A 14,266-nucleotide genomic window follows, 5' to 3' on the forward strand; every position below is an offset into this window, starting at 1 on the left:
GCCTCAGCCGGGCAGGGGGAGCGGCACCTGGTGCACGGCCAGGTGGTCGTGGTTGGTGATCAGCAGCGCCCGGTCGGTGGCAGCGACGCTCCCGCTGCCGGGCGGCAGGTCGATCCAGTGGGTCACCGTGCGGGACTCGGGGTCGATGCGGGCCACGGCGGTGTCGGTGCGCAGCCAGACCGCGCCGGCGCCCGTGGTCAGGTCGCCGCCCCCGATGACCTCGCCCGTCACGGGGACGGTCTCCACCTCGGAGGTCCGTCCGTCGACCCGCGACACGGAGCCGTCCCCCTGGTTCATCACCCACACGGCGCCGAAGCCGACGTCGAGGAACCGTGGACGAGGTCCGACGGTGACGGTCGTCCACTCGCCCGTCCCCAGGTCGTAGCGCTCGATCGTGCCCAGGCTGGTGGGCACCCAGAGCGCGCCGAAGGCTGCGCGCACGCCCGCGGCGGCGGCGGGGGCGGCGAGGGTGTCGGTGACCTCGTCCCCGCGGACCACGGCGATCGTCGGCTCGAGGGGGTCCACGAGGACGTAGACCGCCGTGCGGTCCGCGCCGACCACCCCTTCGGCCGCCGGGCTTCCCGGCAGCCTCACCCGAGCGCGCACGGCCCCTGTCGAGGCGTCGAGGCGCAGCAGGGTGTTCGGTCCGCTCGTGGGCACGTACACCTCACCGCCGGCCTCCTCCAGGGCCTGCGTGACCGCGCCGGCGATGCGGGTGCGGGCGGTGACGTCGCCGGACGTCTCGTCGTACCGCACGGCTCCGGGTGCGACCCCCGAGACCCACACGCCGGTGCCGCTGGCCACGGCGAAGTCGGCGAACGGCTCGGCCCTGATGGTCCGGCCGTCCACCTCGCGCAGCGAGAGCGGGTCGGGGAGGTCGCCCTCCTCGAGGTACGTCGCCTCCTCAGTCGGCTCGGTCGCTGTCTCGGCACCGGTGGTGCTCGTGGACTTCGTGGAGTCGCCGTTCGCGCCCGCACCGTCCTCGTCGGAGGCGCAGGCCACCAGTGAGGCAGTCAGCGCCGCCGTCACGACGACGCGAGCGATCGACACTTCCCACACGATCCTCCGCCGGCCGAGCGGCGGCCACGGAGATACGGGCCCGGTCTGGACCGGATCAGTCGTCGGTGCGCTTCATCCCGATGAAGCCGGGCTTGAAGTTGGGGTCCTCGAGCTGGGCGATGGTCGGCTTGCCGAACATCGGCAGTCCCTCCGACTTGCGGATGAAGCCCCAGACGATCGGCAGCACGACCAGCACGAAGAGGCCGACCCCGGCGATGAGGATCGGGTGGGTGTCGTCCTCGCCGGCGCCCAGGGGCGGCCAGCCGGCCTTGTCCAGCAGCGCCACGCCGCTCATGGTGAGCACCACGACGATCCCGCGCCGGATGACCGACTGCGGCACCCGCGGGGCGATCTTGGCGCCGAGGAGCGTGCCGGGGACGGATCCGGCGATCAGGGGGATGAGCACGCCCCAGTCCATCCCGTGGATGGCGATGTTGGAGATGGCCGCGGCCAGCACGAGCGGCACCGCCTGCACGAGGTCGGTGCCGACCAGCCGGACGGCGCCGAGGCCGGGGTAGAGCATCAGCAGCGCGATCATGATGACCGAGCCCGAGCCCACGCTGGTGATGCCGACCAGAAGGCCGCCGAGGGCGCCCACCAGCAGGGTGGGGAGAGGGCGGACGGTGGGGTTGGGGTCGGGCCGGGGGCCGTCGCCGCGCAGGCGCTTGAGGTTGATGTAGAGGCGCAGCGCGTACGTCGCGGCGGCGAACAGCAGGGCGAAGCCGATGCAGAGCTTGAGCGTGCTGTCGAGGTCCTCCGGGTCGGCGAACGCCTTGACCAGATAGGGACCGAGGAGGGCCATGGGCACCGACCCGATGATCAGCCATTTGGCCAGCTGCATGTGGGGGGAGCCCTCGCGCTTGTGCACGATGGCGCCGCCGGTCTTGTAGACCGCGGCTGCGGTCAGGTCGGCCGTGACGACGGTCGCGGCGTCGCCGACGCCCAGGAAGATCAGAGCCGGCGTCATGAGCGCACCACCGCCCATGCCGGTCAGACCCACCACGATGCCGACGACGAAGCCCGCCGCCAGGATCGACAGCGCCGTCAGGGTCAGCAGGTCGGCCATCAGTCCTCCTCGGCGAGCGCCGCGACAATCACGCTCAACATTGTCGACATCTTGCCCGCTGCGGCCTCCGCGGCCGCATTCCCGCGCCGGTAGGGGTCGTCGATGTCGTCCTCGGCCAGGGGTGCCGTACGCCGCTCGCCGGCCGCCGCAAGCAGGTCACGGCCGCGCAGGTCGGGGGCTGCGTGGGCGGCCCGGGCGAACTGGCCGAGGGTGAAGACCTTGCGCAGCGCCTGCGGGTGCTCCTCGAGGACGTACGCGCGGTGGCTGCTCTCCGCGGTGAGGACCAGGTCGGCCTGCTCCACGATCTCGCGGGTCAGGCGGCGGCTGCGGAACCCCTCGTCCGGGGAGCTGAGCGTGCCGGACATGACGGTGTCCATCGGGTGGGCGTCGAAGCCGTGGGTGCCGGCGCTGCTGAACTCGATGCCGCGCGCCCCCAGGGCGCGGGCTGCCTGCTCGAGCCACGCGGAGCGACAGATGTTGGCGGTGCAGACGAAGAGGACCTTGAGTGGTGGTTTCGAGGCTCGCTCCGCTCGCACCTCAACCGACGAAGGCGGCTCGACCGGCGCTGCGGAGAGCTCGAGGTGGCCGGTCTTCGCGAGGGCCTCGAGCACGTCGTCGAGGGCGTCCTCGATGCTCCGGCCGGTGGTGTCGACGCGGACCGCCGCGTCCTCGGGCTCCTCGTAGGGCGAGGAGATGCCGGTGAAGTCCGGGATCTCGCCGCGGCGCGCCTTGGCGTAGAGCCCCTTGCGGTCGCGGCGCTCGCACTCCTCGAGCGGCGTGGCGACGTGGACGAGGAAGAAGTCCCCACCGGCGTCCTCGACCATCTGGCGCACGGTGGCGCGCGTCGAGGCGAACGGGGCGATCGGGCTGCAGATGGCGACGCCACCGTGGCGGGCGATCTCGGCGGCGACCCAGCCGATGCGGGTGATGTTGGTCTCCCGGTCCTCGCGGGAGAAGCCGAGCCCGGCCGAGAGGTGGCGGCGTACGACGTCGCCGTCGAGGCTGGTGACGGTGCGCTCGCCCTGCTCGAGGACGCGGTCCATGAGGGCGCGTGCGAGCGTGGACTTGCCGCTGCCGGACAGGCCGGTGAAGAAGAGCACCAGACCCTGCTCCCCGGGCTCGGGGAGGTCGCGGGCGACGACGGCCTCGATGCTCGGCGGGTACGGCGCGTCGCCGTCGGCGTCGGCGAGCGCGTGGACGGGGTCCGTGCCGGCGTAGGTCCGGGCCACCCGGACGCCCAGCGCGTGGTCGGCGTCGGGGTCGCCGTGGTCCGCGAGGGACACCACCACGACGACGGCGTCGTCGAGGAGGTCGGCGGTGGCCAGGGTGGCGCGGACGAGCGCGACGGGGGACAGGGCGGAGGTGCCGTGGCCGGCGAACGCGAGCAGCAGGCTCGGGCCGAGCCCGCGCACCTCCTCGACCTGGGTCGCGGTGAGGGCGTCGGTGACGGGCACGACCGTGCGCCCGGCGTGCTGCTCGCGCACCTCGCGGGGCGACAGGTACAGGCGCCGGAAGGGGCCGTACTGCGCGTGGGTCAGCGCGGTCACCTCACCGGTCGCCGGCACCACGCGTGCGAGAGGGAGCCCTTCGGGGTCGACCAGCTCCACCTCGCCCGCCGCGGCGAGGTCGCCGGGCAGGTCCAGGGTCAGCACGCTGCCCGGGGCGTTGAACGCCGTCAGCGGGTGCACCGCCCCCGTCGTGAGGAGCTCGAGGTCGTCGAGCTCGCGCGGACCGGGGCAGTGCTGGGGTGTCGACACGGGTCAATCCTGCCAGTCCGACGTCGGTAGCCTGCAGCCATGTCGAGTCCAGTGGTGGTGGCCGAGATCGTGCGTTCGGGGTTCGTGGAGGGGCACCACTACGGATCCGTGGTCGCCCTCGACACCGCGGGAGCGGTCGACTGGTCGGTGGGGGTGGTCGACCAGCCTGTCCTGCCCCGCTCCTGCAACAAGCCCGTCCAGGCGCTCGGCATGGTCCGTGCCGGACTGGACCTGCCGCCCGACCTGCTCGCCCTGGCCTGTGCCTCGCACTCCGGTGAGCCCCTGCACGTGGACGGCGCGCGCCGCATCCTGGCGTCCGCCGGACTCACGGAGGACGCACTGCAGACCCCCGTGGACTACCCGATCGACGACGAGGCCCGCGAGGAGGTCATCCGGTCGGGTGGGGCGAGGTCCTCGATCCTGATGAACTGCTCGGGCAAGCACGCCGCGATGCTCGCGACCTGCGTCGCCAACGGCTGGCCGACCGACACCTACCTGGCCCCGGACCACCCCCTCCAGCAGGTGATCGCCGAGACCTTCGCCGACCTGACGGGCGAGCCCGTCACCACGGTGGCCGTGGACGGCTGCGGGGCGCCGCTGCTGTCCACGTCGCTGGTCGGCCTCGCCCGCGCCTTCCGGACGCTGGCGGTCGCCACCGACGGACCCGAGCGCCGCGTCGCCGACGCCATCCGCCAGCACCCGGCGTACGTCTCGGGGACCCGCCGCGACGAGCTCGCGCTGCTGACCGCTGTCCCCGGCGCGATCGGCAAGGCGGGCGCCGAGTCCTGCTACGCCGTCGCCCTGCCCGACGGTCGCGCGTTCGCCCTCAAGACCGACGACGGCGCCCCCCGGGTCCGCCCGGTGCTGATGGCGGAGGCGCTGCGCCGCTCGGGCGTGCTGGAGCTCGACGGGGTCGATGCGGACGCCGTACGTCGCACGGGCCAGCACGTGCTCCTCGGTGGCGGGAAGCCGGTCGGCGAGATCCGCGCGACGTACTGAGCTAGCACCGAAACCCTGTTCCCATTGGGTGTGTGAGGGTCGTCACCGCGCTGTAGTTTGCATTTTGCTAACTGGTGTTAGCACTATGGAGGCATGGCCAAGGACAGCAAGGACGGGAAGACCGTCGTCGCCTCGCTCGGAGACTTCCTCAGGGAGCAGCGACTCGCGTCGCGACTCTCCCTGCGGCAGCTCGCCGACCAGGTCGGCGTCAGCAACCCCTACCTGAGCCAGATCGAGCGCGGTCTGCGCCGTCCCTCGGCCGAAGTGCTCCAGCAGATCGCCAAGGCACTGCGCATCTCCGCCGAGCAGCTCAACGTGCGGGCGGGGATCGTGAGCCCCGAGCCGGGCGTCGGGGGGTCGGTCGAGCTGGCCGTCCTGGCCGACACCGGTCTGACCGAACGCCAGAAGCAGTCGCTGCTGGACGTGTACGCCTCCTTCCTCGCCCTCAACGCGGGGCAGGCGGACGACCAGCGCTGAACCGACCCGACCGCGATCACCGAGATCGGGTCGGACACACCTCAATCGAAGGAGCTCCACCATGGCCAAGGCCACCCTCCCGAAGCCCGTCCTCGCCTACGTCGGCGTGACCGACCTCGCCGTCGAGATCGTCCGCGACCTCGTCACCGAGACCCAGACCCGCATCGCGGGCGTCCAGAAGGACGTCACCGCCCGCGTCGCCGACGCGCAGAAGACCGCCGGCGACCCCAAGGCCCTCGCGGACCGCGCCACCACCGTCGTGAACGCCCGTGTCGACGCCCTGGCCAAGGACGCCAAGGCCCGCCGTGAGGCCATCGAGGCCCGTGTCGCCGAGCTCCAGGCCGAGGCCAAGGCCTACCCGGGCAAGGTCCAGAAGCTGGTCGACGGCGGCGTCGACACCGCGACCGACACCTACGCCGACCTGGTCAAGCGCGGCGAGTCGCTGGTGGGCCGCGTCCGCCGCCAGGAGTCCACGAAGCGCACCGTCTCCTCGGCCCGGACCACCGTCGCCAAGGCCAAGACCACCACGACGCAGGCCAAGAAGGCCGTCGACGCGGAGACCACCGCCACCAAGCGGACCGCCACCGCGCGCAAGACCGCCACCAAGGCTGCCGCCAAGAAGAGCACCACCAAGGCCGCCGCCGCCAAGAGCGCGACGAAGACCGCCGCGAAGAAGGCGCCGGCCCGCAAGGCGCCCACGAAGCAGACGACCACCGCGCAGAGCAGCGCCAAGGCCACCGTGACCGCCGCCAAGAAGACGGCGTCCAACGCGACCCAGGCCGTCACCGACGCCGCCGAGAAGGTCGGCGACTGAAGGACTGGTGCCGCACGCGGCACCGACGACGACCAGCTCGCCCTGTTTTGAGCTCGTGGTCTGAGACCAGCAACGACCCCTGGCCGGAAGGCTGGGGGTCGTTGTCGTCTTCGGGGCTTGGTTTCGACACGGGCGCCAAGGCGCCCTGCTCAACCAGCGATGGCGCCCGGGCGCCCTGCTCGACCAGCGTCGGCGCGCGGCGTCAGCGGCGGCCCGTGACCTCGGCCAGGGCGGGACGGACGTCGGCGAGGTAGACGAGGGCCGCGATCGTGAAGGCGAGGTGGATCAGGTTGATCGGCGACGCGTTGAGCAGCAGCACCTGCGCGAGGAGGCCGAGTCCCAGGATGATGCTCCACGCGGGTTTCGTGAGCTTGCCGGTGGCCGTGTAGGCCTCCGCCGAGAAGAGCAGCGAGCTGATGAAGGCGTAGGCCTTGACCGCCAGCATCACCAGCATGACGACGAGGTAGACGTACCCCTGGAACTCGTAGAAGGCCACGAGGCCAGCCTAGGTCAGCGCCCGGAGCTCGTGACAAACGTGCGGCGTCGGGGCCAGGCATGAACGTCGCCGTGCGTGGCCGGGTATCGTCACGCCGGTCGTCGTACACGCACACAGGGGAGAAACAAGCATGTCGCTGGACTGGGAAGAGCGCCCGTGGGGCTCGTGGCACGTCATCGACGAGGGTGACGGCTACAAGGTCAAGCGCATCCACGTGGCCCCGGGGCAGCGGCTGTCCTACCAGACCCACGAGCACCGCTCCGAGCACTGGGTGGTCATCGCCGGCACCGCGACCTGCATCGTCGAGGGCGAGACCGTGATCGCCGTGGCGGGCCACTCCGTCGACGTGGCGCTGGGTGCGGCGCACCGCATCACCAACGCGCACGACGAGGAGCTCGTCATCATCGAGGTGCAGCGCGGCGCCTACACCGGCGAGGACGACATCTGCCGCCTCGAGGACGACTACGGGCGCTCCGAGGCCCCCAGGTAGCGCTCCAGCGCCGTCAACGCGTCCTCCGGCTCGAAGCCGGTGGCCCGGAGCTTGTCCAACGACATCGCCGAGCGGAGCGGACGCGGCGCGAAGGGGTTGCCCTTCTCGAGCACCCCGGCGGCGTAGGCGTCGGTGCTGATAGGCGCGACGTCGCCCGCCGACCGGCCGGACCGCTCGAAGACCGCCTGCGCGACCTCCGCCCACGACATCGCCGCACCGTCGTTCGAGACGTGGTAGGTGCCGTGCTCGGCGCCCGACTCCAGCAGGTGCCGGGTGGCCCGGACCAGCTCGGAGGTGAACGTGAGGCGACCGACCTGGTCGGCGACCACGCTGGGGGAGACCCCCTTGTCCGCGAGGGACTGCATGGTGCGCACGAAGTTGTGGCCCTCGCCGATCACCCACGAGGTGCGCAGCAGGTAGTGGCGCGGCGCCAGGGCCACCGCGAGGTCGCCGGCCGCCTTGGTCTGTGCGTAGACGCCCAGCGGGGACAGCGGCTCGTCCTCGACGTGGTCCTCGGCGGTGCCGTCGAAGACGTACTCCGAGGAGTAGTGCACGAGCGTGAAGCCGTGCTCGCGGGCCAGTCGGGACAGGGTCGCGGGCGCGGTGGCGTTGGCCGCCCAGGCCGCGCGCCGCCCCTCGGGCGTCTCGGCCGCGTCCACCGCGGTGTAGGCGGCGGCGTTGAGGACCACGGCGTACTCGTGCCACGGCCAGGCCTCGACCGCGTCGGCGTCGGTGACGTCCAGCTCGGCCCGGGTCACGCCCTCGGAGCCCGGGAACGCGGCGACCAGCGCCTGCCCGAGCTGGCCTCCGGCACCGAGCACCAGGGTCTTCTTCGGCGCCATCGGGGTGACGTCGCCCAGCCCCGGGTTGGCGAGGTCCTTCTCGGAGATCTCGGCCTCGTCGAGGGGGATCGGCCACGGGATGTCGGCGGTCTCGTCGCGCAGGTTGAGCGCCGGGTAGGCCACACCGGGTCGCCAGTGGTCGTTGACGAGGTAGGTGTAGGCCGTGCCGTCCTCGAGCGCCTGGTAGCTGTTGCCGACGCCGCGGGGGACGAAGACCGCGACCGACGGGTCGACCTCGAGGTGGAACGTCGTACCGAAGCTCTCCCCCTCGCGCATGTCCACCCACGCGCCGAAGATCCGGCCGGTGGCCAGCGAGACGAACTTGTCCCACGGCTCGGTGTGGATGCCGCGGGTGGCGCCGCGCGAGGCGTTGAAGGAGATGTTGTTCTGGACGGGGCCGAAGTCGGGCAGCCCCAGGGCCACCATCTTCTCGCGCTGCCAGTTCTCCTTGAACCAGCCGCGGGCGTCACCGTGCAGCGGCATCCGCACGACGAGCAGGCCCGGGATGGGAGTGGTGTCGACGGTCAGGTCAGTCATGGGTCTCCTCGGTTTCGACACGCTCGCTTCGCTCACTGCTCAACCAGCGGGTGCGACGCTCGCTTCGCTCACTGCTCAACCAGCGGGTGCGACGTTCGCTTCGCTCACTGCTCAACCAGCGGGTGCGCGTCTTCACTGGCCCTTCGAGGCGTAGGCGGCCTCGGTGGCCTCCTTCGCGGGGCGCCACCAGTCCTCGTGCGTGCGGTACCACTCGATGGTGTCGGCCAGGCCGGACTCGAAGTCCTGGAACTGGGGCTGCCAGCCGAGCTCCTGGCGCAGGCGGCCGGACTCGATGGCGTAGCGCAGGTCGTGGCCGGCGCGGTCGGTGACGTGGTCGAAGGCGTCGGCGGGCTGGCCCATCAGGGTCAGGATCAGCCGGACGACCTCGAGGTTGTTCTTCTCCCCGTCGGCGCCGATGAGGTAGGTCTCGCCGATCTCGCCCTTGTTGAGGATGGTCCACACGGCCGAGGAGTGGTCGTCGGCGTGGATCCAGTCGCGGACGTTCTCGCCCGAGCCGTAGAGCTTGGGGCGGATGCCGTCGATGACGTTGGTGATCTGGCGGGGGATGAACTTCTCGATGTGCTGCCAGGGACCGTAGTTGTTGGAGCAGTTGGAGACGGTCGCCTGCACGCCGAAGCTGCGCACCCAGGCGCGGACGAGGTGGTCGGAGCCGGCCTTGGACGCCGAGTAGGGCGAGGACGGGTTGTACGGCGTGTCCTCGGTGAAGCGCTTCGGGTCGTCGAGCTCCAGGTCGCCGTAGACCTCGTCGGTGGAGACGTGGTGCAGGCGCTTGTCGTGCTTGCGGACCGCCTCGAGGATGGTGAACGTGCCCAGGATGTTGGTCCGGATGAACGGGCTGGGGTCGTTGAGCGAGTTGTCGTTGTGCGACTCGGCTGCGTAGTGCACGACCGCGTCGTGCTCGGCGACCAGCGGGTCGACGACCTCGGGCTCGGCGATGTCGCCGACGACGAGGCTGACCCGGTCCTCCGGCAGCCCGGCCAGTGCCTCCCGGCTGGCGGCGTACGTCATCTTGTCGAGCACGGTCACCCGCACGTCGGTGTGCTCCATCAGGTGGTGCACGAAGTTGGAGCCGATGAACCCGGCGCCCCCGGTCACGAGAAGTCGTTCCATGCGCGGGAGTCTAGGGCGAGGGCTACCCGCGCCGGGCCACGAGGGTGAACCGCGGGGAGTCGTCCAGCGCCTCGTCGGTCCACGTGACGGTGCCGCGGCCAGCGGCGCTCCAGCCCTCGGGGAGCTCCTCGGCGGTGAACCCCTCCGGCAGGTGCAGGCGCACCGACACGCTCTGGGGACGCACCATGCCCTGGGGGTCGACGTCGAGGCCGTAGGTCAGCGTGTCGCCGTCGCGGACGGCCGCGGCCGGGACGTCGTACTCCAGGCGGACGGTCCGTCGTGCCTGGGGCGGGAACTCGAGGGACTGCCGGACGAAGGGGCGGCCGAAGTAGTCGCCGACGTTGAAGTCGATGGGCGTCCCGTCCACGGTCACGGTGTCCACGGCGGCGCGTCGCGGGAGGAAGGTGCCGACGGACAGGTGTGCCCAGCGGGTGAAGTACCCCTCCTGCGGGTCGATGCCCGGTCCGGCGTACGGCGCGCTGTCGTTGTGGATCTCCACCTCGAGCGCGACCCGGGCGCTGCCGTCGGGGCGCAGGCGCACGTCGGAGCTGACCCGGCGGGACTGCCAGTAGTCGGTCTTGCTGCCCACGGTGTTCTGCGTGAGGACGCCGAGGTAGTCGTGCTTGGTCTGCGACAGGTCGCCGCTGATGGCCAGGTCGCCCAGCGTGTCCTGGACCTCGTCGTCGCGGAAGTACGCCGCGAAGTGGCGTCCGCGGGCGGCGTCCGCGAGCACGCGGACCTTGTCGGGGAGCTGTCCGGTGCCGAGCAGGCGGTCGACGAAGAGGCCCACCAGCGCCTTGTTGGAGTCCTTGCGCTCGCGACTGGAGGGATCCGCGTAGTCGTCGTAGCTGCCGATGAGGGTCTCCACCAGGTTGGAGCTGTCGACGCGTCCGTAGCCGGGGACGTCCATGGGGCCGGTGATCTCGGAGAGCCGGGCCAGCGCGATCACGTCCACGGCGATCAACCCGGACATGTTGCGGCCGCGCAGGGCGCGCCAGGCGTTGAGGGTCTCCTCGCCGGCGACGGGCCACGACGGGGCCAGACCGGCGAGCATCACCCGCTGGCGGCCCTTGTGGAACGGGTTGCCCTTGACCTTGCGCCAGTAGCGCGGCTCGAACACTTCCCGGTTGGCGCCTGTGTCGACGCTCTCGCCGATGCTCACCCGTCCGTCGGACACGGTCACCGGCGCGTAGGACAGGGCCACGCCGCCGGAGTAGTACATCTCCGCGGGGTTGAGGATGGCCAGGAGGTACTTGCGGTCGCCCTCGGCGCCCAGGATCGTGGGCAGCTCCTCCATCAGCGGCATCAGGTCGTCGAGGCCGTCGGCCAGCGGGTCGACCTGCTCGAGCGCACTGTCGCGCGCGTCGCCGATCCGTCCTCCGCCGGGGCCGGTGGCCTCGATGGCGGTCAGGCTCGACTGCGCGCTCGCGAGCTCGGTCCGGACCTCGCCGGCCGTGCCGACCAGGCGCTCGAGGGTGGGGATGTCGACGTTGCCGCCCTCGAAGAACGTGGCGTCGTCGCCGGTGATCTCGGGCAGCGTCGCCGTGCCCATCTCGGCGATGGAGACCGCCGAGTCGAGGGCGTCACCGAGGTGGCGGGCGTCGCGTGCGCTGGTCCCGACGACCGGCAACCACTGGCCCAGGACACCAGCGGGCCCCTGGACGCCCAGCTGCACCGTGTCGGCGTGCTCGCGCGCCCGGTCGACCGCCGCCGTGGCGGCGTCGGTGTCGCCGGCCTCCAGGGCCACCTTGGCAGCCTCCAGCTCCGTGCGCGCCTCGTCTGCCGCTCCGGGGACCTGTGCCAGGGAGACCGCGAGCGCGCCGAACCCCACGGCGGCGGACAGCAGGACGACGGGTTTGCGGAGCGAGGAGAGCGCAGGCACGCGCTCCAGTATCCCAGCCGGTCCGTGACCTCCGAAAACGCGGCGACCGGTGCGGGGGCCCGCGGGTCGACACCCCGCGGCGGGTCGCGCCTGACGTCGTCGGCGCTCGGCCCTCTAGGGTGGCGCGCATGCGCGGAATCATCCTGGCCGGAGGCACCGGGTCCCGACTCCACCCGATCACCCTGGGCATCAGCAAGCAGCTGGTACCGGTCTACGACAAGCCGATGATCTACTACCCGCTCACGACGCTGATGCTGGCCGGCATCACCGACGTCCTCATCATCACGACGCCCCACGAGGCCGAGCCCTTCCACCGCCTCCTCGGAGACGGGTCGCAGTTCGGCATCAACATCACCTTCGCCGTCCAGCCCAGCCCCGACGGCCTCGCGCAGGCCTTCATCATCGGCGCCGACCACATCGGTGACGACGGTGCGGCGCTCGTGCTGGGCGACAACATCTTCTACGGCACCGGCCTCGGCACCCGGCTGCGCCGCTTCGACGACCTCGAGGGCGCGGCCGTCTTCGGCTACCACGTGGCCGACCCCACGGCGTACGGCGTCGTGGAGTTCGACGACGCGGGCCGGGCCCTCTCGCTGGAGGAGAAGCCCGAGCACCCCAAGAGCCACTTCGCGGTCCCCGGGCTGTACTTCTACGACAACGACGTGGTCGGCCACGCCCGGGACCTCAAGCCGTCCCCGCGGGGCGAGCTCGAGATCACCGACCTCAACCGGATCTACCTCGAGCAGGGCACGCTCCAGGTCGAGGTGCTGCCCCGTGGGACCGCCTGGCTCGACACCGGGACGTTCGACTCGCTCAACGACGCGAGCAACTTCGTGCGCACGATCGAGGGCCGTCAGGGCTTCAAGATCGGCGCCCCGGAGGAGGTCGCCTGGCGGATGGGCTTCCTGTCCGACGACGAGCTGCGCCAGCGCGCCGAGCCACTGGTCAAGAGCGGGTACGGCGCGTACCTGCTCGGCCTGCTGGAGGAGCAGGGCGAGGGTCAGTAGGCCCCGCTGCTGCCGAAGACGGCGCCGAAAGTGCGCGCCATGATCGACAGGTCCTGGGTCATCGACCAGTTGTCGACGTAGTAGAGGTCGAGCCGGATCGCGTCCTCGAGCGAGAGGTCCGAGCGCCCGGACACCTGCCACAGGCCGGTCATGCCGGGCCGCACCCGCAGGCGGCGGTGCATGGCGGTGTCGTACATGTCGACCTCCGCCTGCACCTGGGGGCGCGGGCCGACCAGGCTCATCGTGCCCAGGACGACGTTGAAGAGCTGCGGGAGCTCGTCGACGGAGTAGCGGCGCAGCCAGCGTCCCGGGGGCGTGATGCGCGGGTCGTCCTTCATCTTGAACAGCAGCGCCCCGGCACCCTGCGCCTCCCGGAGCTCCGCGACCAGGGACTCCGCGTCGATGACCATCGTGCGGAACTTGAAGCACGCGAACTCGATGCCGTCCTTGCCCACCCGTCGCTGGCGGAACAGGACCGGACCGCGGTCGTGGGCCCAGACGCGCACGGCGGCGAAGAGCAGCACGGGGGAGAAGGCGAGGATGAGGAGGCTCGAGCCCACGACGTCGAAGATGCGCTTGCCCCACCGGCTCGCCTGTCGCACGCGGGGCGGCTCCAGGTGCACCAGCGGCAGCCCGCCGACCGGCCGGATGCTCACCCGCTCGCTCGAGACGTCGGAGACCTTGGGTGCGACGACCACCTGGACGTCCTTCTCCTCGAGGTCCCAGACGGCCTGGCGCATGTCCGCGGTGGTGTTGAAGGCGCCCGCCGCGACGAAGAGGGTGTCCGCGTCGAGGGTGTCGACGACCCAGGTCACGTCGTCGGTGTTGCCCCACACCTTGACGCCGGACGCCGTCGTCTCGCGGAAGTCGGTCGCCGGGGTGACGGCCCCGACCACCTGGTAGCCCAGCCACGACTCACGGCGCAGGACGGCCGCGATCTCGTCCACGTGCGAGGGCAGGCCTGCCAGCACCACCCGCTGCAGGAGTCGTCCCCGGCGCCGGGCGCCCTTGATGAAGAGGCGCAGGACGGCGCGACCCAGCACGAGCAGGGGGACGCCGCTGACGAAGGAGAAGAGGAACAGACCGCGGGAGAACTCGTACTGGGCGAGGTAGCAGCCGATGCCGACCAGCCCGGCGGTGACGAGGGTCGAGTTGATGACCATCTTGAACTCGTCGGTGCCCGCACCGAAGACGCGGGCCCGGTAGCCCCCCAGGACGAGGACCACGACCAGCCACAGCCCGATGAGCGCGACGACGACCATCGGGGGGACGGGCGTGGACATCACGTTCTGCGGGAAGATCGGCAGCACCTCGCGCAGCAGGCCACCGACGGTGACGGCGCACAGCATCATCAGCAGGTCCACCGCGAAGGCGGCCACGGGGATGCGTGCGCGGGCGCGCCGAGCGGCGACCCGGGCGACGGAGGGGGCCGCGACCTCGCCGGCGCTCGGCCGCAACGGGGGACCCGTCTCCGGGGTCGCCGGTGAGGCGACACGCGCGCTCAGCCGGTCACTCGTCGTAGACATTGCATCGCCCCCCACAGGCCCCGAAGTCGGACAGATGTCGTCCAACGAGCCTTTACCCTCTCAGTGATCCGAGCATGTCTCACTGTTTGGGGCGTGTGTGGCGGCCGGTGTGCGCAATCTCTCCCGTTTCGTGACCGTTTGTAGCCCGTACCGCCCGGTAGGTGCTAGTCGGCGCCACCCGCT

Annotated in this window: 13 protein-coding genes; 5 read left to right on the forward strand and 8 right to left on the reverse strand. The window is 71.5% G+C overall.

Annotated elements, in window-relative coordinates; translation table 11 throughout:
• Window positions 1–3: 3 nt before the first annotated feature.
• From ASG94_RS13075 to cysC, 3 genes are all read right to left on the reverse strand, one after another.
• On the reverse strand, window positions 4–1,050 hold the full coding sequence (locus tag ASG94_RS13075; RefSeq protein WP_056926880.1) for a hypothetical protein: 1,047 nt from the start codon (window positions 1,048–1,050) through the stop codon (window positions 4–6).
• Window positions 1,051–1,114: 64 nt separating this feature from the next.
• The gene (locus ASG94_RS13080) at window positions 1,115–2,125 is read right to left on the reverse strand and encodes a sulfite exporter TauE/SafE family protein (RefSeq protein WP_056926881.1); all 1,011 of its coding nucleotides are present in this window, start codon (window positions 2,123–2,125) and stop codon (window positions 1,115–1,117) included.
• A complete protein-coding gene (cysC, locus tag ASG94_RS13085; protein ID WP_056926882.1) occupies window positions 2,125–3,882 on the reverse strand; it encodes an adenylyl-sulfate kinase in 1,758 nt (585 codons plus the stop codon). Before cysC ends, ASG94_RS13080 begins: the two co-directional genes overlap by 1 nt.
• A gap of 39 nt (window positions 3,883–3,921) precedes the next feature.
• Here cysC and ASG94_RS13090 point away from each other — a divergent pair, with 39 nt between their 5' ends.
• The 3 genes from ASG94_RS13090 to ASG94_RS13100 all read left to right on the forward strand — a co-directional run bounded on the left by ASG94_RS13090 (window position 3,922) and on the right by ASG94_RS13100 (window position 6,172).
• Window positions 3,922–4,881, forward strand: a complete 960-nt coding sequence (locus ASG94_RS13090; protein WP_056926883.1) for an asparaginase — start codon at window positions 3,922–3,924, stop codon at window positions 4,879–4,881.
• A gap of 93 nt (window positions 4,882–4,974) precedes the next feature.
• On the forward strand, window positions 4,975–5,358 hold the full coding sequence (locus tag ASG94_RS13095; protein WP_056926884.1) for a helix-turn-helix domain-containing protein: 384 nt from the start codon (window positions 4,975–4,977) through the stop codon (window positions 5,356–5,358).
• A gap of 61 nt (window positions 5,359–5,419) precedes the next feature.
• On the forward strand, window positions 5,420–6,172 hold the full coding sequence (locus ASG94_RS13100; RefSeq protein ID WP_056926885.1) for a hypothetical protein: 753 nt from the start codon (window positions 5,420–5,422) through the stop codon (window positions 6,170–6,172).
• A gap of 202 nt (window positions 6,173–6,374) precedes the next feature.
• Here the strand turns inward: ASG94_RS13100 and ASG94_RS13105 are convergent, their stop codons facing one another.
• On the reverse strand, window positions 6,375–6,668 hold the full coding sequence (locus tag ASG94_RS13105; RefSeq protein WP_056926886.1) for a DUF2516 family protein: 294 nt from the start codon (window positions 6,666–6,668) through the stop codon (window positions 6,375–6,377).
• A 130-nt stretch (window positions 6,669–6,798) separates the two neighbouring features.
• On the opposite strand from ASG94_RS13105, the gene ASG94_RS13110 reads away from it, so the two are divergent.
• Window positions 6,799–7,158, forward strand: coding sequence for a phosphomannose isomerase type II C-terminal cupin domain (locus ASG94_RS13110; RefSeq protein WP_082624169.1), 360 nt, complete (start codon window positions 6,799–6,801; stop codon window positions 7,156–7,158).
• On the opposite strand, the gene ASG94_RS13115 is transcribed toward ASG94_RS13110, so the two are convergent.
• The 3 genes from ASG94_RS13115 to ASG94_RS13125 form a co-directional block, all read right to left on the reverse strand.
• On the reverse strand, window positions 7,131–8,537 hold the full coding sequence (locus tag ASG94_RS13115) for a sugar nucleotide-binding protein (RefSeq protein ID WP_056926887.1): 1,407 nt from the start codon (window positions 8,535–8,537) through the stop codon (window positions 7,131–7,133). The genes ASG94_RS13110 and ASG94_RS13115 overlap by 28 nt on opposite strands.
• A 132-nt stretch (window positions 8,538–8,669) precedes the next feature.
• Complete coding sequence (gene rfbB, locus ASG94_RS13120) at window positions 8,670–9,668, reverse strand: dTDP-glucose 4,6-dehydratase (RefSeq protein WP_056926888.1); 999 nt, start codon at window positions 9,666–9,668, stop codon at window positions 8,670–8,672.
• Between the two features lie 22 nt (window positions 9,669–9,690).
• Window positions 9,691–11,550: a DUF4012 domain-containing protein gene (locus ASG94_RS13125; RefSeq protein WP_056926889.1), complete on the reverse strand. Its 1,860-nt coding sequence runs from the start codon at window positions 11,548–11,550 to the stop codon at window positions 9,691–9,693.
• A 128-nt stretch (window positions 11,551–11,678) separates the two neighbouring features.
• On the opposite strand from ASG94_RS13125, the gene rfbA reads away from it, so the two are divergent.
• On the forward strand, window positions 11,679–12,557 hold the full coding sequence (gene rfbA / locus ASG94_RS13130; protein WP_056926890.1) for a glucose-1-phosphate thymidylyltransferase RfbA: 879 nt from the start codon (window positions 11,679–11,681) through the stop codon (window positions 12,555–12,557).
• On the opposite strand, the gene ASG94_RS13135 is transcribed toward rfbA, so the two are convergent.
• On the reverse strand, window positions 12,551–14,083 hold the full coding sequence (locus ASG94_RS13135) for a sugar transferase (RefSeq protein WP_082624170.1): 1,533 nt from the start codon (window positions 14,081–14,083) through the stop codon (window positions 12,551–12,553). The two genes, rfbA and ASG94_RS13135, sit on opposite strands and share 7 nt — an antisense overlap.
• Window positions 14,084–14,266 lie beyond the last annotated feature (183 nt).

Origin of the sequence: Nocardioides sp. Soil805 (genome assembly GCF_001429625.1) — a bacterium.
Classification (GTDB): Bacteria; Actinomycetota; Actinomycetes; order Propionibacteriales; family Nocardioidaceae; genus Nocardioides.

What these genes read in the sequence shown, in the direction of transcription:
- ASG94_RS13080 (WP_056926881.1), bottom strand. Translation starts at nt 2,125, where the DNA reads ATGGCCGACCTGCTGACCCTGACGGCGCTGTCGATCCTGGCGGCGGGC.
- ASG94_RS13090 (WP_056926883.1), top strand. Translation starts at nt 3,922, where the DNA reads ATGTCGAGTCCAGTGGTGGTGGCCGAGATCGTGCGTTCGGGGTTCGTG.
- ASG94_RS13095 (WP_056926884.1), top strand. Translation starts at nt 4,975, where the DNA reads ATGGCCAAGGACAGCAAGGACGGGAAGACCGTCGTCGCCTCGCTCGGA.
- ASG94_RS13100 (WP_056926885.1), top strand. Translation starts at nt 5,420, where the DNA reads ATGGCCAAGGCCACCCTCCCGAAGCCCGTCCTCGCCTACGTCGGCGTG.
- ASG94_RS13110 (WP_082624169.1), top strand. Translation starts at nt 6,799, where the DNA reads ATGTCGCTGGACTGGGAAGAGCGCCCGTGGGGCTCGTGGCACGTCATC.
- ASG94_RS13115 (WP_056926887.1), bottom strand. Translation starts at nt 8,537, where the DNA reads ATGACTGACCTGACCGTCGACACCACTCCCATCCCGGGCCTGCTCGTC.
- rfbB (WP_056926888.1), bottom strand. Translation starts at nt 9,668, where the DNA reads ATGGAACGACTTCTCGTGACCGGGGGCGCCGGGTTCATCGGCTCCAAC.
- rfbA (WP_056926890.1), top strand. Translation starts at nt 11,679, where the DNA reads ATGCGCGGAATCATCCTGGCCGGAGGCACCGGGTCCCGACTCCACCCG.
- ASG94_RS13135 (WP_082624170.1), bottom strand. Translation starts at nt 14,083, where the DNA reads ATGTCTACGACGAGTGACCGGCTGAGCGCGCGTGTCGCCTCACCGGCG.